Genomic DNA, 22,529 nt, shown 5'->3' with positions numbered 1-22,529 from the left:
TTACTGGCCTCCCTGCGCAGAGCTGCTTTCGGTCTTGCGCCGCCGGTTCACTTCGGGAAGCGGCAGATACGGCGTTACTCCACCGGTTTCGACAATGGTCTTGTCGGTCTGGCTGAGGATGCGCTCCATCGTCTCGTAATAGAGGCGCTGCCGCGTAACACGCGGGGCGAGGCGATATTCTTCATAGACCTTGTCGAATGCCTGCGCTTCACCTTCGGCCTGCGCGAGGACCTGTTCTGCGTAGCCGCGCGCCTGATTCCGGGCGGCGTCAGCGTTCTGCTCTGCAACCTGAACGTCACGGAAGGCATCGACCACTTCAGCAGGCGGGTCAGCTTTCTCGATTTCCACACCGAGCACGCTGATCCCCGCATTGTAGGAATCGAGCGTCGCCTGCATCCGTTCGCGCACGTCCTGCTGGATCTCTGCGCGGCCCTGACCGGTAAAGGTCTCTTCCAGGTTCTTTTCCGCAATCGCGGCGCGCATCGCAGCCTCTGCGGCTTCGGCGACGGTATTGATGGGCTCCACCACTCGGAACTTGAATTGCTCCAGATCCTTGATGTTCCAGCGCACGATGTAGCTGAGATCGACGAGGTTCTGGTCGCCGGTCAGGATCAGCTTGACCCCTTCACCGGTGCCCGGAATGGAAAGCGCACGGACCCCGCGCACATCTTCCACATCGACGGTTTCGATCGGGAACGGCGCAGAAAAGCGCAGGCCCGGCTCCAGCGTACGGGTGTAATTGCCGAGCGTCTTGACCACCGCCTGCTCCTGCGGACCGATCAGATGGGTGCTGGTCCCGATTATAGCCAAGCCGACAGCGCCGAGAATGATGACGGGTAGCCAGCTCTTGCCGCCGGGGCGTTCGGGAAAGCGCAGGTTCGGGCCACCCGGGCCGCCGCCGCGCCGCCTCGGGCCTTCCGGACCGCGGTTCTTGAAGATGTCTTCTATGCTCGCAGAACGGCGTCCCCTGTCGCCGGTACCGCTGCTGCCACCACCGGGGATCCAGGGATTGCGCGGACCATCGCCGGACTCGCCGCCCCCTGATGGTTCGTCACCACCATCGCCGCTGTCTCCACCGGAGCCTCTGCCGCCCCCAGACGAACCTCCTGACGAACCCCAGGGACTCTTGCCGGCCATCGCCAGCGCGATCGATTGTCGAATTATGTTCAACTTGTGCATATCTGTCTTATAGGTAGCTCTTGTTGGAAAAACAGGGGTTGCGGTGACGATTTTGCTGCTAGTGCTGCGCCCAAATGGACCAAGCTCAACTGATTGACCACTTGCCAGACGAAATTGCGGCCCGCGTCAAGTCTGCTCGCATGGTAGCTACGCGCGCTGTCGTAGTGGCGGATGCATCCGGACTGGACGGAAAACAGCGCGGCGCGATGGAGCGGACGATCACAGACGCACTCGGCGCGCTTGACGGGGTTGACGAAGTGCGGGTTGCGATGATGGCGGACAAGCCTGCGCGCCGGATGATCGCGATCGGTTCCGGCAAGGGCGGTGTCGGCAAGTCGACGCTGACCGCCAATCTTGCGGTTGCGCTGGCGCAGCTCGGACACAAGGTCGGGGTCGTCGATGCAGACATCTACGGCCCCTCGCAGCCGCGCTTGCTTGCCAAGGAAGACGAGCGGCCGGAAGCAGTTGACAACAAGCTGATCCCGCTTGTCAGCCCGCACGGAGTCAAGGTCCTCTCGATGGGTCACCTGGTGAAGCAAGGCAAGGCGCTTGCCTGGCGCGGACCGATGGCAGGCGGCGCGCTCGGCCAGCTGGTGGAGGCGGATTGGGGCGATTGCGATCTCCTGCTGATCGATTTGCCACCCGGCACAGGCGATGTGCAGCTTTCCATGCTGCAAAAGCACAAGCCCGATGGCGCGGTGCTGGTCTCGACCCCGCAGGACCTGGCGCTGATCGATGCGGCGCGCGCTGGCCAGCTGTTCGACCAGGGCGAGATTCCGATCATCGGGTTGGTGGAAAACATGGCAGGTTATGTCTGCCCGCATTGCGGCGAAGCATCCGATCCGTTCGGTTCGGGCGGAGTGGAAGCTGCCGCAGCTCGCCTGGAACTTCCGTTTCTGGGCCGCATTCCGCTTACCATGTCGATCCGGCAGGACAGTGACGCAGGCCAGCCTCCCGCTTTGCACGACAGCGAGGCTGGCGAGCATTTCCGCGCAATCGCGCGCAAACTGGTTGACTGGCTGCAGTCAGAAACGAGCCCGGCATGACCTGGACTCGTCGCGGCGTCCTGACAGGAGCGGCGGTGGGCGGCGGCCTGGTTGCGGCCTGGTTCCTGATTCCGCGCCGATATCCTGATCCGCTGATCGCGGATGAGGATGAAGTGGCGTTCGACGCGTGGTTGAAGATTGGTCGTGACGGCATTGTCACGGTTGCGGTCCCGCAGCTCGAAATGGGCCAGGGCGTCACCACCCTACTGCCGCAGATCATTGCCACCGAGCTCGGCGCTGACTGGCGCCAGATTGCGGTCGAGCCGGCCCCTGTCAGCGCGGCCTATGCGAACATACCGCTTGCGGCGAAGTGGTCGGCGCTGTGGATGCCGTTTGCCGCCGGTCTGGCGGATGAGCCGGACTCGCTTCTAGCAAAGCGGTTCGCGCACCGGGCACGCTTCAACGTCACTGCGGACGGGACCACGCTGGCCGCCTATGAAGAAGCCTGCCGCTTTGCCGCCGCCAGCGCGCGGGCTGTCCTGATGCAGGCCGCAGCGGACCAATGGGACGTCACGTGGGAAGAGTGCGAGGCACAGGATGGCTTTGTCACGCATGGCGATAAGCGGCTGCGCTTTGCCGATCTGGTCGATACGGCAGCAGACTTTTCGCCCCCTGATCCGCCGCCTTTGCGGCCCACTGCGCCTTCGGAAGAAACCCTGCCCGGTGAAGCGGAAGGCCAGACGGCGTTTCCGCGCATCGACCTGCCGTCAAAGGTCGATGGCAGTTACCGCTTTGCAGGCGATGTGCGCTTGCCTGACATGGTCTTTGCCGCAATCCGGCATGGGCCGCTCGACCAGTCCGAACTGACAGATTTCAACCCGCTCAACGCGCGCCGAATTCAGGGGATTGTAGGCGCGGTAAAGGGCAAGCGCTGGCTAGCGGTTGCGGCAACGAACTGGTGGGCGGCAGAGCGTGCGCTGGAGCGGATGGATGTCCGTTTCAGCGTTGGCTACGATGTCGATAGCGACACCATCAACCAGCGTCTCGCCGATGCCTTGCGCGATGGCGAGGCGCATGAAATCGCGCGAGAGGGGGAAACCGACAACGCCTTTTCCGCGCCTAATGTCTCGCGCCTTTACGAGATCGAACCCGCGCTGCATCTGCCGCTTGAAACAGCGAGCGCAACGGCGCGCTTCGATGGCAGCAAGCTTGAACTCTGGGTTGCGACACAGGCACCCGAGCGCACGCGCTTTGGGGCGGCCAAGGCGCTCGGCATCGCGACGCAGGACGTGGTCCTTTATCCGATGCCCGCCGGGGGCAGTTTCGATTGCCGGCTGGAGGATGATCACGCGATCGAAGTCGCCTTGATCGCCCGAGAGCTTGAACGTCCGGTCCAGCTCGTGTGGTCACGCTGGCAGGACATCCTGCGCACCCGCCCGCGTGCGCCCGCTCAGGTTCTCATGTCAGCCAAGTGGACAGGCGATGGCAGTGCCACATTGCGCGCCCTGAAGACACGGATTGCGACCCCGCCGCACGGCAGGGAATTCGGCAAGCGCCTGTTCGAAAACCGAACGAGCTGGGCTGCGATCGCTGAAAGCGAAGGGCAAGCTGACGCGCTCGCGTGCGAGGGGGCCATGCCGCCCTATGCCATTCCCGACCGCGTGGTTGAGCATGTCCCGGTTGAAATCGGCCTTTCGACCGGGCGCCAGCGCGGCAACGCGCGCGGCTACACCTGCTTCGCGATGGAAAGCTTCATCGACGAGATCGCCAAACAGAATGCGCGCGAGCCGCTGTCCTATCGTATCGCCATGCTTGGCACCGATCCGCGCCTGGCCGCGTGCCTTCAGCAAGTGGCCCGGCTGGCTGAGTGGGACGGCGGCGCAGACCAGAGCGGCAAGGGCCTCGCCTGTCATCGCATTGGCGGGGCTGAAGATGGCGGACGCATCGCCTGCATCGCGACTGCGCGCGGCGGCGAAAGCGGCTTTGTGGTCAGCCGCCTGGTTGCGGTGTGCGACATCGGCCGGATCGTCAACCTCGACATTGCCCGCCAGCAGATCGAAGGCGGTCTGGTGTTCGGCATGGCGATGGCGCTCGGCGCGAGTGCGAATTACCGGGCCGGGATGCCCGAAACGCGCAGGTTGAGCGAATTCAATTTGCCGGTGATGGCCGATTGCCCTGAGATTATCGTCGACTTCATCGCCAGCGAAGCGCCCCCTGCCGATCCCGGAGAATTGAGCGCTGTGGTCGCAGCGCCGGCCATTGCCAACGCGCTTCATTCAGCAACTGGCTTGCGCTTGCGTCGTCTGCCGTTACTGAGCGGCGGGCTATGACCTGGCAGCAGCAGCAACTCCCCTCTGATCACGTCGCCGTCAAGAGCGGGCGCGTCGGCGTGCTGCTGGTCAACCTCGGCACACCCGAAGCGCCCGACCCCGCTTCGGTCAAGAAGTACCTGGCAGAGTTTCTGTCCGACCCGCGCGTGATCGAGATTCCGGCGGTTGTCTGGCAGGTCATCCTGCGCGGGATTATCCTCAATTTTCGCCCGAAGAAAAGCGCCGAAGCCTACAAGAAAGTCTGGACCGACAGGGGCTCTCCGCTCGCTGTGATCACGCAGGATCAGGCGGCCGGCCTCGCTCAGCGATTTGGCGATAAGGTGATGGTCGACTGGGCCATGCGTTATGGCAAGCCGTCTATCCCGGACCAGCTCGCAAAGCTGAAGGAAGCAGGTTGTGAACGCATCCTGCTTGCGCCGCTTTACCCGCAATACTGCGGTGCGACGACGGCGACCGTGATCGACAAGGCCAACGCCTGGCTAAAGGAACAGCGCTGGCAGCCGGTGATGCGCACCTTGCCTCCCTACCATGACGATCCGCTCTACATCGATGCGCTCGAGGCGGACATCACGCGGCAATTGGCGGCGCTCGATTTTGAGCCGGAAGTGCTGCTCCTGAGCTTCCACGGCATGCCCGAACGCACGCTGCTGCTTGGCGATCCCTATCATTGCCAGTGCCAGAAGACTGCGCGCTTGCTGCGGGAGCGGCTTGGCAAGCCTGGCCTCAGGATTGAGACCACGTTCCAGTCGCGGTTTGGCAATGCCAAATGGCTGGAGCCTGCAACGGACGATACGCTGATCGCAGAAGGCGAAAAGGGTACGAAGCGTATGGCCGTGGCGGCACCGGGCTTCGCCGCGGACTGCGTCGAGACACTGGAAGAGCTTGCGATTGAAGGCCGCGATGAGTTTCTGGAAGCGGGCGGCGAGCAATTTGCGGTGCTCAGCTGCCTCAACACGTCCGATGCGGGAATGGCCATGCTCGAAGCCATGGTGCGGCGCGAACTGTCAGGCTGGATTTAACGCGCATCCTCGCTTACACTGATGTAGGTTGTCATTAAGAACCTTCATTTAGGACCTGCGCCATGGCTACGCTTGCTGACCCCGCCAAAGCTGATTCTCATGCAGAGGATGCCAATCCTCCCAAGCACTGGACTGAGGGGCGCTTGGAAGGGGCTGACCTCGCCCATATTCCGGGCGATGCCGGGTGGCCGATTGTCGGCAACACCTTCACCATGCTGGCTGACCCCCACGGGTTCGTGCGCAAGATGGTGGCTGAGCATGGCCGGGTCTACAAGACGCGCGCGTTCGGCGGGTGGCAGGTTGCGCTGATCGGCCCGGACGCGAACGAGCTGCTATTGTTCAACAAGGACAAGATCTTCTCCAGCGAACAAGGCTGGGGACCGATCCTCGACCAGCTGTTCCCGCGCGGATTGATGCTGATGGATTTCGATCATCACCGGATTGACCGGCGCGCGCTATCGATTGCGTTCAAGCCGGAGCCGATGCGGCATTATGCCGGCTCTCTCAACGCTGGGATCGCACGCGAAGTCGCTGGCTGGGCGGACAAGCCCATGACTTTCTATCCGGCGATCAAGAAGCTGACGCTGGACCTGGCCGCTGACAGCTTCATCGGCATTCCCTGGGGGCCAGAGGCTGACGCGATCAACACGGCCTTCATCGACATGGTTCAGGCCTCTGTCGCACCGGTGCGCAAGCCGCTGCCGTTCACGCAATTGAAGAAAGGCGTCGATGGACGCGCTTTCCTGGTCGACTATTTCACCAAGGAAACGCACCGCCGCCGCGCAGAGGGCGGCGGACAGGACATGTTCAGCCAGTTCGCGACCGCGACCCGAGAAGACGGCTCGCTCCTTCCGGTTGATGAAGTGGTCGATCACATGAATTTCCTGATGATGGCTGCGCACGACACCATCACATCGAGCGCAACCTCGCTGATTTACTTGCTGGCGAAGAACCCGGAATGGCAGGACAAACTCCGCGCAGAAATCATCGCCGTGACGGGCGGCCCTGATGCATCAGGCAAGCCGCGCGCCTTGTCCTATGACGATCTGCCCAAGCTTGAGCTGACCGAAATGGCGTTCAAGGAAGCGCTGCGGATCATGCCGCCTGTGCCTTCGACCCCGCGCCGTGCGCTCAAGAGCTTCGAGTTTGGCGGCTACACCATTCCGGCGGGCGCTGCGGTCGGCATCAATGCCCATTTCGTTCATCACGATCCCGAGATCTGGCCCGAGCCGGAGAAATTCGACCCGATGCGCTTCACGCCTGAACAGGTCCGCGAACGGCACAAATACGCTTGGGTTCCGTTTGGCGGCGGCGCGCATATGTGCCTTGGCCTCCATTTCGCTTACATGCAGGTCAAGATCCTTATGGCGCAGCTGCTGCAGCAATACTCCATCGAGATTGCAGCGGGTTATGATCCTGAATGGCAGCCCTGGCCGATCCCCAAGCCCAGGGACGGTCTGAAGGTCACGTTTAAAAGCCTTTAGTAAGCGAATCGGCGCTCACATCCTCGCTGCTAATCCCTACCCCCGGATCAAGTCCGGGGTCCGGGGCAGCTGCGGCCGGCCGGTCGCCCTTTGGCTGCCGCGACCAGACAGTAACCTCTTAAAAATCTATCGCGATCCCGTTTTTCTCCCAATCGCCATAGCGGGTGGGGGAAAGCTCGCGCGGTTCATCCTTGGCAGGATCGACTGCCTTGGGCGCAGGCGGCGGATCATTGGTCCAGTGGGCCGGTTTCCTGAAGGCTTTCGCCGCGTCTGATTTCGATTTCGTCATGATTACCAAATGCGCGCGCTGGCGCTTGGTTTCAAGGGCGGCTAGGGCAAGCGTCGATGGCACAGCCTCTCGGAATTCATGCGCGGCGCGGCGCGCTCAAGCTGCTCGACGCGGTGCTGCGGCGCGGCGAGACCATCGAGCAGGCGCAAGGCGCAGCCCTGAAGGATATCCGCAAGCCTGCCGACAGGGCGCTGGCGCTCGCGCTTGCCAATGAAGCCCTGCGCTGGCTGATGGACCTCGACGCACTGATCGACAGCGCGACGAAGAAGCCGCTGCCCGATGACGCCAAGCCGCGCATGGTACTGCGCCTGATGCTGGCAGGCTGGTTGCGGCTCGAAACACCGCCACACGCCGTGATCGCCACGGGGCTGCCGCTGCTATCGGGCGGGCCGCGCAGGCTGGCGCATGGAGTGTTTTCGACCCTGAGCAAAGGCGAAGTTGCTTTGCCCGATGCGCCCAGCCTGCCCGCCGAAGCCGCAGCGCGATGGGGCGAGCGCGCAGGAGCCATCGCACAGGGGCTCGCGCAGCCGCCCGAGGTGGACCTTGCGATCAGGAATGCGAGCCAGACCGATGAATGGCAGGCGAAGCTTGGCGGAGTGAGCTTGATGCCGGGCCATGTCCGCGTCCCGCGCGGAACCGCGATCGAGAAACTGCCCGGCTATGCCGAAGGGGCGTGGTGGGTGCAGGACCTGGCCGCGCAATTGCCCGCTCGCTTGCTCGGGGAAGGTGAAGGCCGACATGTGCTTGACCTGTGCGCTGCGCCGGGCGGCAAGACGCTCGCGCTGGCGGCGCAAGGCTGGCAGGTTACCGCGCTCGATATCAGCAAGCGGCGGCTGGGCTTGCTCAAGGACAACCTGAAGCGCACCGGATTGAAGGCTTCGACAGTTCGCGCCGATGCGCTCAGTTGGGAACCGAAGCATCAGTTCGACGCGATCCTGCTTGACGCGCCCTGCACCGCGACCGGCACCTGCCGCCGGCATCCCGATGTGCTGCACCGCATCGGGCCGCGCCAGATCGAGGAGATGACTGAGCTGCAATCAGCCTTGATCGAGCGCGCGAGCGGATGGCTCAAACCGGGCGGAACGCTGGTTTATGCGGTATGCTCGCTTGAGGCGGACGAGGGCGAGGAACAGGCTGAAAGGGTCACACTTACGCCCGATCCGATCCGGGCTGAGGAGCTGCCGCAAGGCCTCACCCCCACCCCCGAAGGCTGGCTGCGCACCGATCCCGGTATGCTCGGCGACCAGGGAGGGCTCGATGGGTTCTTTGTAGTGCGTTGGCGCGCTTAGTTCTGCGAAGACGCTTATCCTCGTGCAAACCGGAACCCGGCTCGGCTCGGGAAATCCACGAGATCAACGAGCGCCGCTCGCGCGGCGCATCCTGCGAATGTCCTCAATTTGGGTGGGGAGCGGACGTAAGTAAATCTCTAATGAGCTGGTATTCGGGGACATGACTTGATTCCTTGTCATTCAATGCCTTGTCCGGCGCCCGACCGCATTTTATCCACCCTGAAGTGCTGGACGCGGCCCGCTGACAAGTTTTCTCGCCTCGGCCTGAGCGGTCAGCACCAGTTCGGCGGCAAGCAGAGCCTGAGCCTGATTTTGAGCGACCTCTGTCCGCACCATCACGTCCGAAATGAACTGCGGGCCGAACGGGAGTGGCACATCGCTGCAATCGATGTAGGTCGTGCCTTTGCGGTCAGCCAGCAAGAGGTGATCGCTACCCGGGCGGCCCTCAATGTCGACGTATTTGCGCAGTTCAATGTAGCCTTCGGTGCCCAGGATGAACAGGCGCCCGTCGCCCCATGTTGGCAAACCGTCAGGTGTGAACCAGTCGACCCTGACATAGCCGGTCCCCCCATTGCCGCTTAGGGTCATGTCCCCGAAATCCTGGAATTTCGGATGGCCGGGAGTGTCCAGATTGCCGACCTGCGACGCCACGACCTGCGCTTCGGTGGAGCCGGTGTAAAACAGGAACTGATCGGCCTGATGGCTGCCAATGTCGGTCAGGATGCCGCCATAGTTCTTCACATCCCAGAACCACTCGGGCCGGTTGGGTGCGCTCATGCGGTGTGGGGCGATGTTGATCGTCTGAAGCACCCGCCCGATCGCACCGGCTCGAACGAGTTCGCCGGCCTTGACCGCAGCGCGCACTTCAAGCCGTTCCGAATACATGATGGCGAACTTGCGTCTGGTCTCCGCGATCGTGCGACGCACTTCGGCCAGCTGGTCTAGGCTGGTGATCCCCGGTTTGTCCGAAAGAAAGTCCTTTCCAGCGCGCATTACACGAATGCCAAGCGGCGCGCGAAGACGGGGAATGGATGCGCTGGCCACGACCTGTACGCTCTTGTCGTCGAGAATCTCGGCTTGGGTGCGGGCAACTTTCACGTCGCCATAACGGGCGAGATAGCGCGCAAGTTGCCGTGGGTCGCTCGCATGCACCGCGGCAAGCGTGCCGCCGCCGCGGATCAGCGCGTCTGTCATCGAGTAGATATGCGGATGGTCAAGCCCGATCACGGCGAACCGCAGCCGGTGTCTGGCGCTGGGATCGGGCGCCGTTGGCGCGGCATTGGGGGTAACCCCGTTGCTCCGCCCATTCGATTGTGCGCTTACCGCACCGGCTAGACCTGCTGCGACCATACCCAGACCGCCCAGCATCAGGCGGCGATTAATCTTGTCCATACGATTGCTCCTTAGGGGCAAGTCAAGACGTCAACGCCATGCGTTAAGTCTCGCACACTGGATGACTGTCAGCAATTGGGTCGTAAGCGGACCAAACTCACAATGCTGTCCTACAGGTCCAGTGCTGTGCCATCATGCCGCCATGTTCGACCCGTTTTCCTGCACAGTATCAGTCGCTTGTGAGCTAAAATCCACCCGAGATTTTCCGTCTCAGGACTGTGTAACATGTGTATCCAACAAGCCGTTGATCCTACCCCTTCACCTTGTCCTGAAAGCTCTTCCTGAGCTTCATCAGCTTGGGCGGGATCACCGCGAGGCAATAGGGATTGCGCTGGCCTTCGCCTTCCCAATATTCCTGATGGTAATCCTCTGCCGGGAACCATGTCGCGGCCAGCCCGCCTTCCGTGCCTTCAATGGTCGTTACCGCTTCCTGCCCCGGATGATCCGCATTCCAGCGCGCAATGGCGGCTTCGGCTTCAGCCTTCTGCGCATCATCCAAGGGGAAGATCGCGCTTCTGTACTGTGTACCAACATCATTGCCCTGGCGGTTCAGTTGCGTCGGGTCATGCGTGCCGAGGAACACGTCGTAGATCTCGGCGAGGGAAATCACGTCCGGATCGAAGGTCACCCTTATGCCCTCGGCATGGCCGGTGCTGCCGCTGCAAACCTGCTTGTAGGTCGGGTTCTCGACTGTCCCGCCGATATAGCCGCTTTCCACCTCGGAAACGCCGACCACGTCGCGGAACACCGCTTCAGTGCACCAAAAACACCCGCCGGCGATGATTGCCTGTGTCATTTGCAGAAACTCCTTGCTCGCTTGTCAGTTAGGTATTGTGTGAGCGCTTGTCATCGGCTTGCGCTTGATTGATGCTTGGATTTGCCATTTCGCTTATTCCCCACTGGAGAGAACCTGACATGAAAAAGCCCTTACTTGCTCTTGCTGCCTTTGCGCTGACAGCACCTCTTGCCCCGGCTTGGGCTGATGGCCATGGCGACCATTCTGCCGCTCCGAAACTGGAAGACGTGCTCGCGCACGAACGCCGCGATGGTGACCGCGCGCGCGACCCATATCGCAACCCGGCTGAAACGCTCGCTTTCTTCCAGGTAGAGCCGACCATGACCGTGGTCGAATGGGGTCCGGGCGGAGGCTGGTACACCCGCGTTCTCGCACCCTATCTCATGCCGGCCGGCAAATACGTCGCGATCAATCCGGATAGCGATGGTCGCGAATATCGCAGCCGCGCTCAGGAAGCCGCGGCGAAGGGCTGGACGGAAACGTTCAAGGCCAGCCTTGCCGAAGGCATGGGGGTCGAGGCCGACAAGGTCATGGCGTTCGAGCTCGATGAAGTCCCCGAAGAGATGAAAGGCACGGTCGACCGCGCGCTGATCTTCCGTTCCATGCACGGGCTCCACCACGGCAATGTTGCTGACGATGTGCTCAAGGGACTGCGTGCCTTGCTGAAGGATGACGGGATGGTCGGCGTGGTCCAGCACCGCGCTCCGGACGGTGCCAGCTATGCCGATTATGGCGCACGTCAGCGCGGATACATGCGCGAGCAGGACGTTATCGGCCTGTTTGAAACCGCAGGCTTCGAGCTGGTCGGAAGCTCTGAAGTGAACGCCAACCCCAAGGATCCGGCCAATTGGGAAGGCGGGGTGTGGACCTTGCCGCCATCGCTTGGTTTTGGCCGTCAATCGGCAGAAGAACAGGCAAAGCACAACGCCATCGGCGAAAGCGACCGCATGACGCTGTTGTTCAAGAAGGCTGACTGAGCTTTCCGGGCTGTTCTAACAGCCCGACTGACTTTTCAGTTTTCAATTCTGGGACTAAGGGGCGGCAGCATGAGAGAGATCACTGTTGCCGCCCTCCAGCTGCCGCTTGGCAGCGAAGACGAGGCAGAGAATATCGCCGCTGTAGCGGAGTTGGTGGAGCAGGCGGCCGCGCGCGGTGCAGAGCTGATCCTGCCGCCGGAGCTTTTTTCCGGCCCCTATTTCTGCAAGACCGAAGATGAAGCGCTGTTTGCGCTCGCCCGGCCGACGCTGGAACATCCTTCGGTCATCGCGATGCGGGGGCTCGCGGCGAAACTGAAAGTAACGATCCCGACCAGCTTTTTCGAGCGTGACGGGCATCACTATTACAACACGCTCGCGATGATCGATCCGCGAGGCGAGGTCACCGGCACATATCGCAAGAGCCACATTCCCGACGGGCCGGGCTATGAGGAGAAGTTCTATTTCCGCCCTGGAAATGATGGGTTCAAGGTGTGGGACTTGGCCTTGCGCGAAGGCGGCACAGCGCGAATCGGGGTCGGGATATGCTGGGACCAATGGTATCCCGAAGCGGCGCGCGTGATGGCACTGCTGGGCGCAGAAGTGCTGCTCTATCCGACCGCAATCGGCTCCGAACCCTATGACGTTGATCTCGACACCAGCCGTATGTGGCAGCGCGCTATGCAGGGTCACAGCGTGTCCAATTGTATGCCGGTGGTGGCGGCCAACCGGATCGGAGAAGAGCAGGGGCAGGCGTTTTACGGCCACTCTTTCGTCACTAATGAATGGGGTGACAAGGTGGTTGAGTTCGGCAAGGAAGAGGAGGGCGTGCTGGTCGCGACGCTCGATCTCGACCAGGCTGCCACGCATCGTGCGGGGATGGGCTTCTTCCGCGATCGCCGCCCGCAGCTTTATGGACGGATCGCAGAAGACACGTGAGCAAGGCGGCTGAGCTGGCTGATCCGGCGGGGGATTTGCAGGCGAAAGTCTCGCAGCTCTATCTGCTCGCGTTTGGCTCTAACGTGCGGGTGCCCGGTGTTGGAGGGCCGCGCCAAGTGATCGCGGCGGCGATCAGTGATCTGGAGGATCTGGGGCTGCGCTTTCATGGCATCTCGCCGCTCATTTGCAGCGCGCCAGTCGGCCCCTCACAGCGCCAGTACGCAAATGCTGCGGCGGTGGTGGAAACCTTTCGGACGCCTCCCAGCATGTTGCTCTTGGCCCGCGCGGTCGAACAGGGCCTTGGTCGCAAGCGGCGCGGGCAGGTCTGGCGGTCACGCACGCTCGATATCGACATTGTCCTGTGGGACGGCGGCATGTTTGCAATCGACGACCTCGTCATTCCTCATCCGCGTTTTCGGGACCGAGACTTTGTGCTCGGCCCCGCAAAGGCGATTGCGGGCGACTGGCGCGACCCGGTTACTGGCCTTTCTTGCGCGCATTTGTTTGCACGCTTGACCCGCCCGCGCCCTGTGCCTAGGTGAGCCTCCGCACGCGGCCACCGACACGCGCCCGTGCAACCCTGACGTGGGGGCCCTTAGCTCAGTCGGTAGAGCAACTGACTTTTAATCAGTAGGTCGCAGGTTCGACCCCTGCAGGGCTCACCACCTTTTTTCAAAGACTTAAGTCTTAAAGATTCTCCGGTGGCGACGTCTGCCTTCGCCTGGAGGTTTCACTTAGGTTTCAAAGTTCTGTTGGATGCACCTAGATTCGAAGCGGTCAGTCGGCTTGCCCTGTTTTAGTATCAATGAAGTTCCAATGTTCACCGCCTTCAATCAACGCAGACATTCTTCTCAGCGCTGCCATGCCTGCTCTCAATGCCGTGCTTTCGCGGCTACGCCCATCTGCATCGGCTTCATCCCCCAGCCTTTGAAAGGTCGCAGCTTCAGCCTCCGGCATTGCTTGGATCGCAAGTAGTTCATCGTTGGTCATATCCGAACTCCTGTGATTGCGACGTAGACCTACATATAGCCAGGAAGCTAACCCACCCCCCCAAATTTGAACCGCTGCGTCCCCTCCCCTGGGTACCCCCCCCCCAAATATAACTAGATGGGACCCAAACACCCCTATACTTACTATTTCGCGCGTTCGATGATCTAATTCTATCGTACCCATTTCCTGAGGGTGCGGTTCGATTGGCTTCTCCCGCTGGCACTAATGGTCTGAAAGGCCCGTGTTTTCTAACCCTATTCGTTGATTAGCTGGGGCGCTTGAACCTAAATCTAGACCTTCACTAGCGGATGTGCGTGCAACCGAGATTTTTTCCGGACTTTCAATTTCTGCCAGCCACTGAATCCATAGACATCTTCTAGGCAATTGCGCGTGCGATATAATGCCTCAAGGGTCTTGCTTAACTGATTGGCGCAAGAGCCCACACCATAGACACATTCCCCGTGAACGAGCTTGTTGCGCATAATGGAGGTCTGCTTGAAGGTCGACCAGTCTTCTGCTCCGATTACGGTAGTCAGTTTTCGGTTTTGAGGATCATAGAACTCCCAAGTATTCTTAATTCGGTCGAGCCCACCTAGACCCTTCACGATACTCTCCGCGTCAATCGACCGAAAACCTGCGGAGACGATTAGCTGGCGCAAAGTTCGTCGGAGTGTTTTTTCGACGGTAAAGGCCGTAGTCACCAGTGCCTCAGCATAGTGACCATTGTCACTCAACTGCTCTATCCTTCTTGTAGCTTCTTCGAAGCCAAGTCGAACTGAGTACATTTGTTCACTCCGATCCTTAGAGGTGCACTGTAGCGCAGAGGCCTTCTACCCAGTTAGGTTGCGCCCACATATAGTCTTTAGAAATGCCTCTTACTCTAAGGAGACTGAGAGTTAAATTATCGCGCGAGATTGGCTGCGATCTGCTTAGCTTGCTCTTGAAAATCCTGGGCAAGTGTGCTCGTCACTTTCTTCTAGCTGTCTGATAAGGATGAACCTTTCGGTGAGTAAACCGAAAAAGCTTTCTACCACTCAATTGCATGAGAAGTTGTTGGCGTCGCTTCGCCCCATCGTGCTCGCTCATTCAGATTTAGGCCAGAAACCTTTAGAGATCGACCTTCGAGCACCCGTCTCGGCAAGGCTGCGCGTCTATATGTACAATGCGACTAATCCACCAGGCGGACGCACTTTGGGTGAGTATAAGATTCAATTGATGGTTCCGGGGCAAAAAGGCGGCGAAGTTGGCAACTTTGCAACGGATGACGACAGGCTGATATTGCTTGTTGGTTATGCTGATAGCGACGGTGTTTTCATCTTATGGGATGCAGGTCTTTATGTTGACTTTGCGCACTCCCGAAACGTGCAAGTGAAGTCTGAAACTGTCATAGCGGCGATGGCCGGAAAAATTGCCGAGCAAGATAGAAGGTTAAGGCCGAGGCCTGGCGAACAAGCCAAAGAGACTGTTGTTGCCTGCCAAAGCAAAAACTTGATTGAGGGAATCCAACAAAGGATGGAACTTACGCGAGACAGGTTGTGCAAAATTGATTGAAGCACCGCGCCTGAACGAAATTGATTTTAGGCAATCGTATCACAAGCCTGAGGACGATATCGCTCAGGATTTCTACTTGCCCGCCATGAAAGCCGCCAAGTCTTATGACCGAGCCGTGGGATTCTTCAGCAGTTCAATCTACATAATCTCTTGGCCGAGTATAAAGTTTTTCGCGCGAAATGGCGGCAAGATCCGAATGATCTGCTCACCCGTTCTATCGGCGCAAGACGATGAGGCGCTCAGAATAGGCTACACAGAGAGGGATGAAGAACGCTCCAGCAAGGAAATTTGTCAACGATTTGATGAACTTCTAGCCTCTGATGAGTTTGCAAAGCCGGCGAAGATACTGGCAAGCCTGGTTTCGCTGGGAATTTTAGAGGTGAAGCTTGCCTGGGTTGGCCAAGAAGCCAGCGCGCGATCGAGGAGGCTGTTCCACGACAAGCTCGGTATACTCTCCGATGGGGAAAATCGCGTCGCCTTTAAGGGATCGATGAACGAAACATGGCCCGGCTTGGCTCTTGACGGCAACCTAGAGTCCATTGATGTCTTTACCAGCTGGTCAAACTCTAGCGATCGGACGAGGATTGCGACTGAAGCAGAGTATTTCGAGCGCCTTTGGCTGAATGAATCTCCGCACGTTACTGTCCTGCCAGTCCCCAAGTCGGCGAAGGAACACATTATCTCCCGCGCTGAGGTCGAAAGATGGCCGGAGTATGTGGATGAGATTAATCTCGAGCTCGAAACGGCCGCGGGATGGTCTCCTGAGGCAGGTAAGCCGGGTGGGAGAAAGCCAAGAAAGCATCAGGTCACAGCATTAGAAAATTGGCTCCAGTCCGAGCGGCGCGGAATCCTCAAGCACGCCACTGGTTCTGGCAAAACCTTTACAGCTTTATGTGCGATCAATGATGCTATTGGCCGGAGAGATACGCCCATCATCTTAGTGCCAAGCGATCTCTTGTTGTCGCAATGGGATGAAGAGCTAAGAACTGCCTTTGCAGGGAGAGACCTACAGATACTCGTTTGCGGGGGCGGTAATTCTCAGTGGCGGTCGGGTAGCCCGACCAACCTCAAGATTTGGAGTAGGCCGCTCCGCCCTGGCCAAGCTCCCCGGATCATTCTCAGTACTCTGCAAACAGCTTGCTCGGAATCATTCCTTAGTCAGTGCCACCAAGGAGAACATCTTTTCTTGGTCGCAGATGAGGTGCACCGGCTTGGAGCGCAAAAGAGTCGCCGTGTTCTCGATCTAAAGGTGGGGGCTCGTCTTGGCCTGAGTGCCACACCCGAGCGCGTTGGTGACCCTGATGGAACATCCGCAATACTGGAATATTTTGGCGGGATCGTAAGGCCAGTGTTCGGTATCGCTGATGCGCTTCGAGCGAAGACTCTAACGCCCTACGCCTATCATATTCATAAAGTCCAATTGCTGCCCGAAGAACAAGAGCGGTGGGACGAGCTTTCTGCGAGATACCGAAAAGCTTATGCCAGGTACCTAAGTGGGGGCTATTCTGACGAAACGCATGCCGAGAATACACTGAAGCGGTTGCTAATCCAAAGGTCCAAAGTGGTGAAGGGGGCGCATGCCAAGATCGCATTGGCTGCTCGCGTGGTCGCCCAAAAATTCGAGCAAGGACAGCATTGGATTGTCTACTGCGATGATCAAGACCAACTCTATCAGGTGCTTGGATCGCTTCGCGATGCTGGGCTGCGAGATGTCTATGAATACCACTCCGAGATGAAGGGTGATCGGAAGGCAACTTTGCGTGGGTTCTCTGCTCTGGGTGGAGTGGTCGTATCCATCAAGTGTCTCGACGAGGGGGTGGACATCCCGAACGTTTCGCACGCATTGATCCTCGCCTCTTCCAAGAATCCGAGGGAGTTCATCCAGAGAAGAGGTCGTGTTTTGAGGAAATCTGAGGGCAAGTACCTTGCGCACGTCCATGACGCCATCGTAATCCCAAGTGAAGAGCATGAAGACGACACGAACTCAATAATTCGGGCGGAGTTAGCCAGAGCTATTGAATTCGGTCAGTATGCTGTCAATCCAGCGAGCGTGTCGGATTTAGAGATGATTGCTATTGAGCTTGGAGTTGATCTCGGTGAAGCTGGCCAAGGCCTAGAGGACGATGAGGGGAACGGCTTGTGAGTGAAACCGCTTCAGAAGCAGGAAATGCGGATCGCATAATTACGGTTATAGAGAATATTAGATCAGAAGAGTTTCCTGAGATCCCAAGCGGACTAGTCGCGGCCATTGTTCGGCTTCACCAAGGTGATGTGCCAGCCTATGATCTATCGCGAGAGCTTGAGCGTATTCTACGTGAGTTTGAGGCTTAACTTATGCTCATACTTCGCGCACTCGAACTTAATAATTTTGGCCCTTTTAAGGGCAACCAAAGAGTTGAGTTCCCTACCGAGGAAGGGGTCTCTGTAGTCTATGGCGAGAATATGCGGGGCAAAACCTCACTCCTCAACGCCATCAGATTTGCATTCTTCGGAAAGATAATTGGGCGTGGAAGATCTGAGACTAGTTTGTCGAAGGTTGGAAATTGGGAGGCCAAGGAAGATGGCGAGCATGCATTTAGCGTAAGGCTCGATTTGAAACATGATGCTGTCGATTACACCCTTGTAAGAAAAGTTCAGCCTAAACTCGGTATCGATGCTCCCGAGATAGATGCTCATTTTGAAGTGGGCCTTCATCTAAGTAAGGGCGGCCATCAAATGGGGCCTGATGAAGCTAAAGTTGAGTTAAATCGAATACTGCCCGAAGAAGTATCTAGATTTTTTCTATTCGACGGAGAGTTACTTCAAGAATATGAAGAACTCCTTATCGAAGATAGTGATATGGGGACTCAAATTAGTGATGCAATTGAAAAAATACTAGGTCTGCCAGTACTTACTAACTCCATTGCAAGTCTTAACGCAGCGCAGAAAAAGGCGAGTTCTGCTTACAGTAAAGCAGCAACGGCTGATAGCCAAACTCGTGAGATTGGACACCACCTCTCACAGCTTGCAGAAACCAAGGAAGAACAGGCAGCGGGACTTCAGAGATATAAGGAAAAGTTGGAGGAGGCTAGAAGAGAAAAAACCGATGCCGAGATGGCCGTTCGCAAGTTTGATCGCGCTTCATCAATACTTGATCAAGTGGAGGCCGACACAAAAGAAATCGCATCCTTGCAGGAAGAACTGGATCTTGGTCTGATCGCGATACAGGATTCAATGACTAATGCTTGGTGCGTGCTATTGCAAGATCGCCTTAAGAAAGAACTCGAGCACTTGAGAGGTGAGCAAGAAGCCCTGCGCGCGAAAGCAATCAGGTTAGATATTCTAAACAATCTGTCGGCCGAAGGCAAAGATCAATGCCCCGCTTGCTTCCAAGAGATTTCGAGCACAGCAAAAGAGAAAATCAAGGAGGCCTCGGAAACTGGCAATCAGGAAAGTGGCGATGCAGTCGAGCGGCAAGTTTCAGGTCTTGGGCGCCAAATAGATGCAATCAGCGGCATCGTAGAGAAGGCGAATGCTGACGCTCTTACATTGCGCTGGAACGCCATAGAGGATCTACGTGTAAAGATTGAAATTAAGAAGGGGGAAGTGAGGGAAAAGAAGGCTCTCTTGGAGGGATACACAGAGCATGATTTGCGTGCTGCCAAGCTGAACTATGACAAGACCGTTCGAAAGATCGACAAATGCGAGGAGTCGATAAAGCAGCAAGAAGAGGCATTAAAGCTAACCGAAGAAAGAATAACGAGTTTACGAGACAAACTCGATCGAGTTGAGGGGGGGCGGCTGGATGTTGAGCGGAGGCGCTTGAAGCTTCTTGACGCGCTTCTTGGTCTATTTGAAGAAGGAAAAACCGCTTTCAAGAATGACCTCAAATCTCGCGTCGAGAGTGACGCTTCGAGACATTTCCGGTCACTAACTTCCGAGCCCGAATATAGCGGCCTGCAAATCAATGAGGGCTATGGTCTGACCATCGTTCATAAAACAGGTGCAACTATTCCAGTGCGATCGGCTGGCGCAGAACATGTAGTTGCTCTCGCGCTTGTCGCGGCGCTTCAAGGGAATGCTCCCATGAGGGGGCCGATTATTATCGATTCTCCCTTTGGCCGATTGGACAAGACACACACGAACAATATCGTTTCAGCATTGCCTTCAATGTCCCCGCAAGTCATCCTTCTAGTATATGAAGATGAGCTTGCTCCCAGCTTGGCGAGGGAATTGTTGGAAATTCGGTTAAAGAGGGAATGGAAGTTACAGCGAATTTCCGCTCGCCATACTCAAATCAATCCGAGAGAAAACTGATGGCTGAAGAGATCGGAACTCCTGATAGCCCTTCGCAGGCCGACAAGACAACAATTGGCATGACTGCCTCTATGTCGCCGAAGCTCAAAAGGCTGGAGGAAGATGGGCAATTCAAAACGGAGTTGGATGCCGCGAAATTTGCGCTGGCTTACGCGATACGTCAAAATGTCGGTCAAGGGAGAGCGGAGAGTCCGGGCACAAAATGGAATCGAGGCACACTCGACGAGGACGGGGCTCTTAGGACCTTAGTGCAGACAATTTATCCAGGCGAAACCCAACCTTACCGGCAGATCGAATTTTTGATAAACGAGGGCGTCCGCCTTTTGGTGGCAGACGAAAACTTTGGGCCGGATATATTGGAGTTAATCCAATTTAGCGACGCTTAGGGCGCGATTTCCCTCCGTCGGCAATTGTTGTGGTAACGGCCTCGTCTACGGGAACACTACCAGGTTGGTAGATAACATAAGGCTCAGATCTCTCTTTAGGTATAAGTGGCGCGTCTGTTGTGAATCTTGCCGCCGCGCCTTTGACGTAGTCCTCAGAGAGTTCACAACAGGCCCACTTGCGCCCTAGTTGCTCTGCTACCGCGCCGGTAATGCATGAGCCCCCGAAGGGATCGACTACCAGATCATCTGGGTCTGTCAGGAACCGAATGAAGTACTCCGGTAGCTGCGCAGGGAAGCGCGCTGGATGGATAGGGAGATCGTTTTCGCGACAATATGCCTGATAGGCGCTGTTACTCTCAGTATTTGCGATCGCAATCAGATTTGGAGGGACTGCACCACCGTTGTCATGGGAAAACTTTTCTGAAATTGCGTGGCCTGAAGGCCTGAGCTTTGCGACGTAGCCATGCTCTAGAAGGCTCTCCATACTCTTGCTGTATGGCGATAGTACCTTCTTGTTATTCGCTTTCGGCCATGGCGAAGGAGATAGCCACCAGACTGTGTTGACGGCATCCTTAACCCGAACGCGCCTGATGTTCACCCATTCCGCAGGAGTGGGGAGTTTTGAGGGGTTCCACCAGTAGTGCTCTTGGCAGAGATGGAACCCATATTCTTCCACCAGCATTATCAGAAGCTTGAAATGATAGAGGCTTCTTGTTGGGGTGCCCTTGTTCCAGGCCCCACCGATATCAATTACAAGGCTTCCGTCATCTCTCAGTACACGCTTGAAGCCTTCCGCGAATGGGCGAAACCAATCGCAGTATCGATCTGCGTCTTCGTTGCCGTAACTTTTCTTCCGGACCAACCCAAAGGGTGGCGAAGTCATGATAAGATTGACCGATTTTTCTTCAGCTATGTCAAGCAAGTAGTCGAGAGAGTCGCCGAGAAAGATCGTTCCATTTTTGGTATTGAGCCACTCCTTCATTGGAGATGCTGATCTATCGTTCGGCACATCAGAGTATTCGTTCATTTGGCCCTACAGTTTGCCCGAATTAGTGTAGCCTACATGCCCTACATACGGTGGTGAGTTGCACCAAGCATAATCTCGCGATCCTACCCAGAACCATTCAGACTAACTCAGCTTAGCCTTCTAATCCCATCCAGCAGCACACGGGTCGCTCGGCAGTCATCCTCATTGTATGCCAAAATTCGCTCTCTGATGGCAGGGTTCCGAGTTCTCACCCACTCGTCGAACCATTGGATTGAGGCGGCACCAGAGGGGTTGGTGTCCCTCCACTCGAACCCCAAGTGCTTTGCCAGAGATTTGATCGAGTGGTCATTGGTCGGCCACTCGGTAGCCTTGGTCACGACGTCGTTGTAGAGATCGATTGAATGGGCGGGATCGAATAAATGCTCTATTAACTCAGCCGAACAAACATCAGGGTACTGCGATTGCAACTTGCGATAAATGGTTCGCTCGTACTTGGAGTAATACCAAATTGAAGCGGATGCATCGGCTGTCATATAATCGATTGATCGCGCGAATGCTGCACGCTCGGCGCCTGCTGTTTCAGCCTCAGTGAAAAAAGCGATAAATCGCTCTGTGGAGTTGTCGCCACCGCGCCTTTCTACAAATCCGTGCAAGTAGGTGTGATCACGAAGCGGATCGACCTCTATGTCAAAAAACAGTTCGAGCTCTGTCGATGGTAGGATGACCGGAGCCTTGAGGTAGGGCTTGGCATCGTGTTCTGTTAGAAGCCTTGCGCGCGCATGGAACTTTTTCAGGCTCGTCTGGCCGACGCGATAGAATGGCGTGTTTCCATCGCTGATATAGGCTTCTGGATTGCACTGCGCGAGATCATCAATTGTAGGGAACTCCTCAGCAAGGCTGTCCCGAATAGCCCTGCCTAGGCCAGGGATGAGAGTTAGGTCGTTACTTTCCCGAAGGCTTCGCGAGCAGTGGGAATGCCAATGACAGAGCTTGCAAGCGCTAGCGAGCGCACCTCTCGGATCATGGTGACCATTTGCAATCCTTCGCGCTTCATTGAGCGCGCCTTGGTACTCCTCCCAGAGTGTTTTGGTGATACGCTTGCCCCGCGAGGTTTCGAGGTCATACTCAATCTCGTTGGCATGAACATCGAAGATGTAACCGCGTCGCCCAGATGACTGCCCGAGCTGCTCAAGGATGTCGACATATAGTGCAAGTTGGACCGCATAGTGCAGTTTGGGTTTCCCATCAGCATCATCGCCACCGTCTTCCTTTCCGCGACCAGATTTGATGTCGATCGGAATGTATCCGCTGCCTTGGCGTCGCAAGAGATCTGGGATGCCTAGCAAATCGCCCGAGGTGATCCGCCCATTGTAGATCAGCCTTTCGCCACGCTGCATGGCTTCGAGCGTCAATCGTTCCTTTTCCTCACCACCTACATGGGAGAGGTCGAGAAACTCCCTCTCGCCGCCTCCGAAGACTTCCTTCTCGTAGAGAGTACCGCGCTCCCAAAGCATCTCAACGAAAGCATTCGGGGGGTCTTTCTCGGATGGATCGCCGCAGTAATCGAGATGAACCCGCTTGGGGCACTGTACGAAGTTGTAAAGGGTCGTGGCAGTGATCAAGGGGCTTAGCGTAGTCACG

At 57.6% G+C, this 22,529-nt stretch carries 20 protein-coding genes and 1 tRNA gene; 13 read left to right on the top strand and 8 right to left on the bottom strand.

Features of this window, described 5'->3' with window-relative positions; all coding sequences use genetic code 11:
• The gene (gene hflK, locus ACG9DO_RS01905; RefSeq protein ID WP_394730033.1) at positions 1 to 1,137 is read right to left on the bottom strand and encodes a protease modulator HflK; all 1,137 of its coding nucleotides are present in this window, start codon (positions 1,135 to 1,137) and stop codon (positions 1 to 3) included.
• A gap of 311 nt (positions 1,138 to 1,448) precedes the next feature.
• Between hflK and ACG9DO_RS01900 the strand changes: the two genes are divergently transcribed.
• From ACG9DO_RS01900 to ACG9DO_RS01885, 4 genes are all read left to right on the top strand, one after another.
• Positions 1,449 to 2,225, top strand: coding sequence for an Mrp/NBP35 family ATP-binding protein (locus ACG9DO_RS01900; protein WP_394731162.1), 777 nt, complete (start codon positions 1,449 to 1,451; stop codon positions 2,223 to 2,225).
• Positions 2,222 to 4,495, top strand: coding sequence for a molybdopterin cofactor-binding domain-containing protein (locus ACG9DO_RS01895; protein ID WP_394730032.1), 2,274 nt, complete (start codon positions 2,222 to 2,224; stop codon positions 4,493 to 4,495). The genes ACG9DO_RS01900 and ACG9DO_RS01895 overlap by 4 nt, the downstream gene beginning before the upstream one ends.
• Complete coding sequence (gene hemH, locus ACG9DO_RS01890; protein ID WP_394730030.1) at positions 4,492 to 5,514, top strand: ferrochelatase; 1,023 nt, start codon at positions 4,492 to 4,494, stop codon at positions 5,512 to 5,514. Before ACG9DO_RS01895 ends, hemH begins: the two co-directional genes overlap by 4 nt.
• 62 nt (positions 5,515 to 5,576) lie before the next feature.
• A complete protein-coding gene (locus ACG9DO_RS01885; RefSeq protein WP_394730029.1) occupies positions 5,577 to 6,998 on the top strand; it encodes a cytochrome P450 in 1,422 nt (473 codons plus the stop codon).
• Between the two features lie 118 nt (positions 6,999 to 7,116).
• Here ACG9DO_RS01885 and ACG9DO_RS01880 read toward each other — a convergent pair whose 3' ends face one another.
• On the bottom strand, positions 7,117 to 7,287 hold the full coding sequence (locus ACG9DO_RS01880; RefSeq protein WP_394730028.1) for a DUF1674 domain-containing protein: 171 nt from the start codon (positions 7,285 to 7,287) through the stop codon (positions 7,117 to 7,119).
• Between the two features lie 56 nt (positions 7,288 to 7,343).
• Here ACG9DO_RS01880 and ACG9DO_RS01875 point away from each other — a divergent pair, with 56 nt between their 5' ends.
• Positions 7,344 to 8,576: an RsmB/NOP family class I SAM-dependent RNA methyltransferase gene (locus ACG9DO_RS01875; RefSeq protein WP_394730027.1), complete on the top strand. Its 1,233-nt coding sequence runs from the start codon at positions 7,344 to 7,346 to the stop codon at positions 8,574 to 8,576.
• Between the two features lie 210 nt (positions 8,577 to 8,786).
• Here ACG9DO_RS01875 and ACG9DO_RS01870 read toward each other — a convergent pair whose 3' ends face one another.
• Complete coding sequence (locus ACG9DO_RS01870) at positions 8,787 to 9,968, bottom strand: Gfo/Idh/MocA family protein (RefSeq protein WP_394730026.1); 1,182 nt, start codon at positions 9,966 to 9,968, stop codon at positions 8,787 to 8,789.
• Positions 9,969 to 10,218: 250 nt separating this feature from the next.
• Entirely contained in the window at positions 10,219 to 10,764 is a 546-nt protein-coding gene (msrA, locus tag ACG9DO_RS01865) for a peptide-methionine (S)-S-oxide reductase MsrA (RefSeq protein ID WP_394730025.1), read from the bottom strand.
• A gap of 119 nt (positions 10,765 to 10,883) precedes the next feature.
• Here msrA and ACG9DO_RS01860 point away from each other — a divergent pair, with 119 nt between their 5' ends.
• The 4 genes from ACG9DO_RS01860 (at position 10,884) to ACG9DO_RS01845 (ending at position 13,342) form a co-directional block, all read left to right on the top strand.
• Positions 10,884 to 11,741: a class I SAM-dependent methyltransferase gene (locus ACG9DO_RS01860; RefSeq protein ID WP_394730024.1), complete on the top strand. Its 858-nt coding sequence runs from the start codon at positions 10,884 to 10,886 to the stop codon at positions 11,739 to 11,741.
• Between the two features lie 69 nt (positions 11,742 to 11,810).
• Positions 11,811 to 12,677 carry an N-carbamoylputrescine amidase gene (gene aguB / locus ACG9DO_RS01855; protein ID WP_394730023.1) on the top strand — a complete coding sequence of 289 codons (867 nt, stop codon included), beginning with the start codon at positions 11,811 to 11,813 and terminating at the stop codon, positions 12,675 to 12,677.
• Positions 12,674 to 13,219, top strand: a complete 546-nt coding sequence (gene folK / locus ACG9DO_RS01850; RefSeq protein ID WP_394730022.1) for a 2-amino-4-hydroxy-6-hydroxymethyldihydropteridine diphosphokinase — start codon at positions 12,674 to 12,676, stop codon at positions 13,217 to 13,219. Before aguB ends, folK begins: the two co-directional genes overlap by 4 nt.
• A gap of 47 nt (positions 13,220 to 13,266) precedes the next feature.
• A tRNA-Lys gene (locus tag ACG9DO_RS01845) sits at positions 13,267 to 13,342 on the top strand.
• A 112-nt stretch (positions 13,343 to 13,454) separates the two neighbouring features.
• Here the strand turns inward: ACG9DO_RS01845 and ACG9DO_RS01840 are convergent.
• Both ACG9DO_RS01840 and ACG9DO_RS01835 read right to left on the bottom strand, forming a co-directional pair.
• Positions 13,455 to 13,667 carry a hypothetical protein gene (locus tag ACG9DO_RS01840; protein WP_394730021.1) on the bottom strand — a complete coding sequence of 71 codons (213 nt, stop codon included), beginning with the start codon at positions 13,665 to 13,667 and terminating at the stop codon, positions 13,455 to 13,457.
• A gap of 290 nt (positions 13,668 to 13,957) precedes the next feature.
• Positions 13,958 to 14,401 (bottom strand): hypothetical protein, encoded by a 444-nt coding sequence (locus ACG9DO_RS01835; protein ID WP_394730020.1) that lies wholly within the window; start codon positions 14,399 to 14,401, stop codon positions 13,958 to 13,960.
• 271 nt (positions 14,402 to 14,672) lie between these two features.
• On the opposite strand from ACG9DO_RS01835, the gene ACG9DO_RS01830 reads away from it, so the two are divergent.
• From ACG9DO_RS01830 to ACG9DO_RS01815, 4 genes are all read left to right on the top strand, one after another.
• Entirely contained in the window at positions 14,673 to 15,218 is a 546-nt protein-coding gene (locus tag ACG9DO_RS01830) for a hypothetical protein (RefSeq protein ID WP_394730019.1), read from the top strand.
• Positions 15,160 to 17,361 (top strand): DEAD/DEAH box helicase family protein, encoded by a 2,202-nt coding sequence (locus ACG9DO_RS01825; protein ID WP_394730018.1) that lies wholly within the window; start codon positions 15,160 to 15,162, stop codon positions 17,359 to 17,361. Before ACG9DO_RS01830 ends, ACG9DO_RS01825 begins: the two co-directional genes overlap by 59 nt.
• A gap of 191 nt (positions 17,362 to 17,552) precedes the next feature.
• Complete coding sequence (locus ACG9DO_RS01820; protein WP_394730017.1) at positions 17,553 to 19,514, top strand: AAA family ATPase; 1,962 nt, start codon at positions 17,553 to 17,555, stop codon at positions 19,512 to 19,514.
• Positions 19,514 to 19,900, top strand: coding sequence for a hypothetical protein (locus ACG9DO_RS01815; RefSeq protein ID WP_394730016.1), 387 nt, complete (start codon positions 19,514 to 19,516; stop codon positions 19,898 to 19,900). Before ACG9DO_RS01820 ends, ACG9DO_RS01815 begins: the two co-directional genes overlap by 1 nt.
• Here ACG9DO_RS01815 and ACG9DO_RS01810 read toward each other — a convergent pair.
• Positions 19,887 to 20,927 (bottom strand): DNA-methyltransferase, encoded by a 1,041-nt coding sequence (locus ACG9DO_RS01810; protein ID WP_394730015.1) that lies wholly within the window; start codon positions 20,925 to 20,927, stop codon positions 19,887 to 19,889. The two genes, ACG9DO_RS01815 and ACG9DO_RS01810, sit on opposite strands and share 14 nt — an antisense overlap.
• Positions 20,928 to 21,034: 107 nt before the next feature.
• On the bottom strand, positions 21,035 to 22,528 hold the full coding sequence (locus tag ACG9DO_RS01805) for a TM0106 family RecB-like putative nuclease (protein ID WP_394730014.1): 1,494 nt from the start codon (positions 22,526 to 22,528) through the stop codon (positions 21,035 to 21,037).
• Position 22,529 lies beyond the last annotated feature (1 nt).

This window comes from Altererythrobacter sp. GH1-8 (genome assembly GCF_043702085.1).
Lineage (GTDB): Bacteria > Pseudomonadota > Alphaproteobacteria > Sphingomonadales > Sphingomonadaceae > Erythrobacter.
This window is presented reverse-complemented; position numbering and strand designations above follow the sequence as displayed.

Coding starts and splice junctions, on each gene's coding strand:
- ACG9DO_RS01895 (WP_394730032.1), top strand. CDS start 2,222: ATGACCTGGACTCGTCGCGGCGTCCTGACAGGAGCGGCGGTGGGCGGC.
- hflK (WP_394730033.1), bottom strand. CDS start 1,137: ATGGCCGGCAAGAGTCCCTGGGGTTCGTCAGGAGGTTCGTCTGGGGGC.
- ACG9DO_RS01815 (WP_394730016.1), top strand. CDS start 19,514: ATGGCTGAAGAGATCGGAACTCCTGATAGCCCTTCGCAGGCCGACAAG.
- aguB (WP_394730023.1), top strand. CDS start 11,811: ATGAGAGAGATCACTGTTGCCGCCCTCCAGCTGCCGCTTGGCAGCGAA.
- ACG9DO_RS01840 (WP_394730021.1), bottom strand. CDS start 13,667: ATGACCAACGATGAACTACTTGCGATCCAAGCAATGCCGGAGGCTGAA.
- ACG9DO_RS01885 (WP_394730029.1), top strand. CDS start 5,577: ATGGCTACGCTTGCTGACCCCGCCAAAGCTGATTCTCATGCAGAGGAT.
- ACG9DO_RS01875 (WP_394730027.1), top strand. CDS start 7,344: ATGGCACAGCCTCTCGGAATTCATGCGCGGCGCGGCGCGCTCAAGCTG.
- ACG9DO_RS01810 (WP_394730015.1), bottom strand. CDS start 20,927: ATGAACGAATACTCTGATGTGCCGAACGATAGATCAGCATCTCCAATG.
- msrA (WP_394730025.1), bottom strand. CDS start 10,764: ATGACACAGGCAATCATCGCCGGCGGGTGTTTTTGGTGCACTGAAGCG.
- ACG9DO_RS01820 (WP_394730017.1), top strand. CDS start 17,553: ATGCTCATACTTCGCGCACTCGAACTTAATAATTTTGGCCCTTTTAAG.
- ACG9DO_RS01900 (WP_394731162.1), top strand. CDS start 1,449: ATGATGGCGGACAAGCCTGCGCGCCGGATGATCGCGATCGGTTCCGGC.
- hemH (WP_394730030.1), top strand. CDS start 4,492: ATGACCTGGCAGCAGCAGCAACTCCCCTCTGATCACGTCGCCGTCAAG.
- ACG9DO_RS01880 (WP_394730028.1), bottom strand. CDS start 7,287: ATGACGAAATCGAAATCAGACGCGGCGAAAGCCTTCAGGAAACCGGCC.
- ACG9DO_RS01860 (WP_394730024.1), top strand. CDS start 10,884: ATGAAAAAGCCCTTACTTGCTCTTGCTGCCTTTGCGCTGACAGCACCT.
- ACG9DO_RS01870 (WP_394730026.1), bottom strand. CDS start 9,968: ATGGACAAGATTAATCGCCGCCTGATGCTGGGCGGTCTGGGTATGGTC.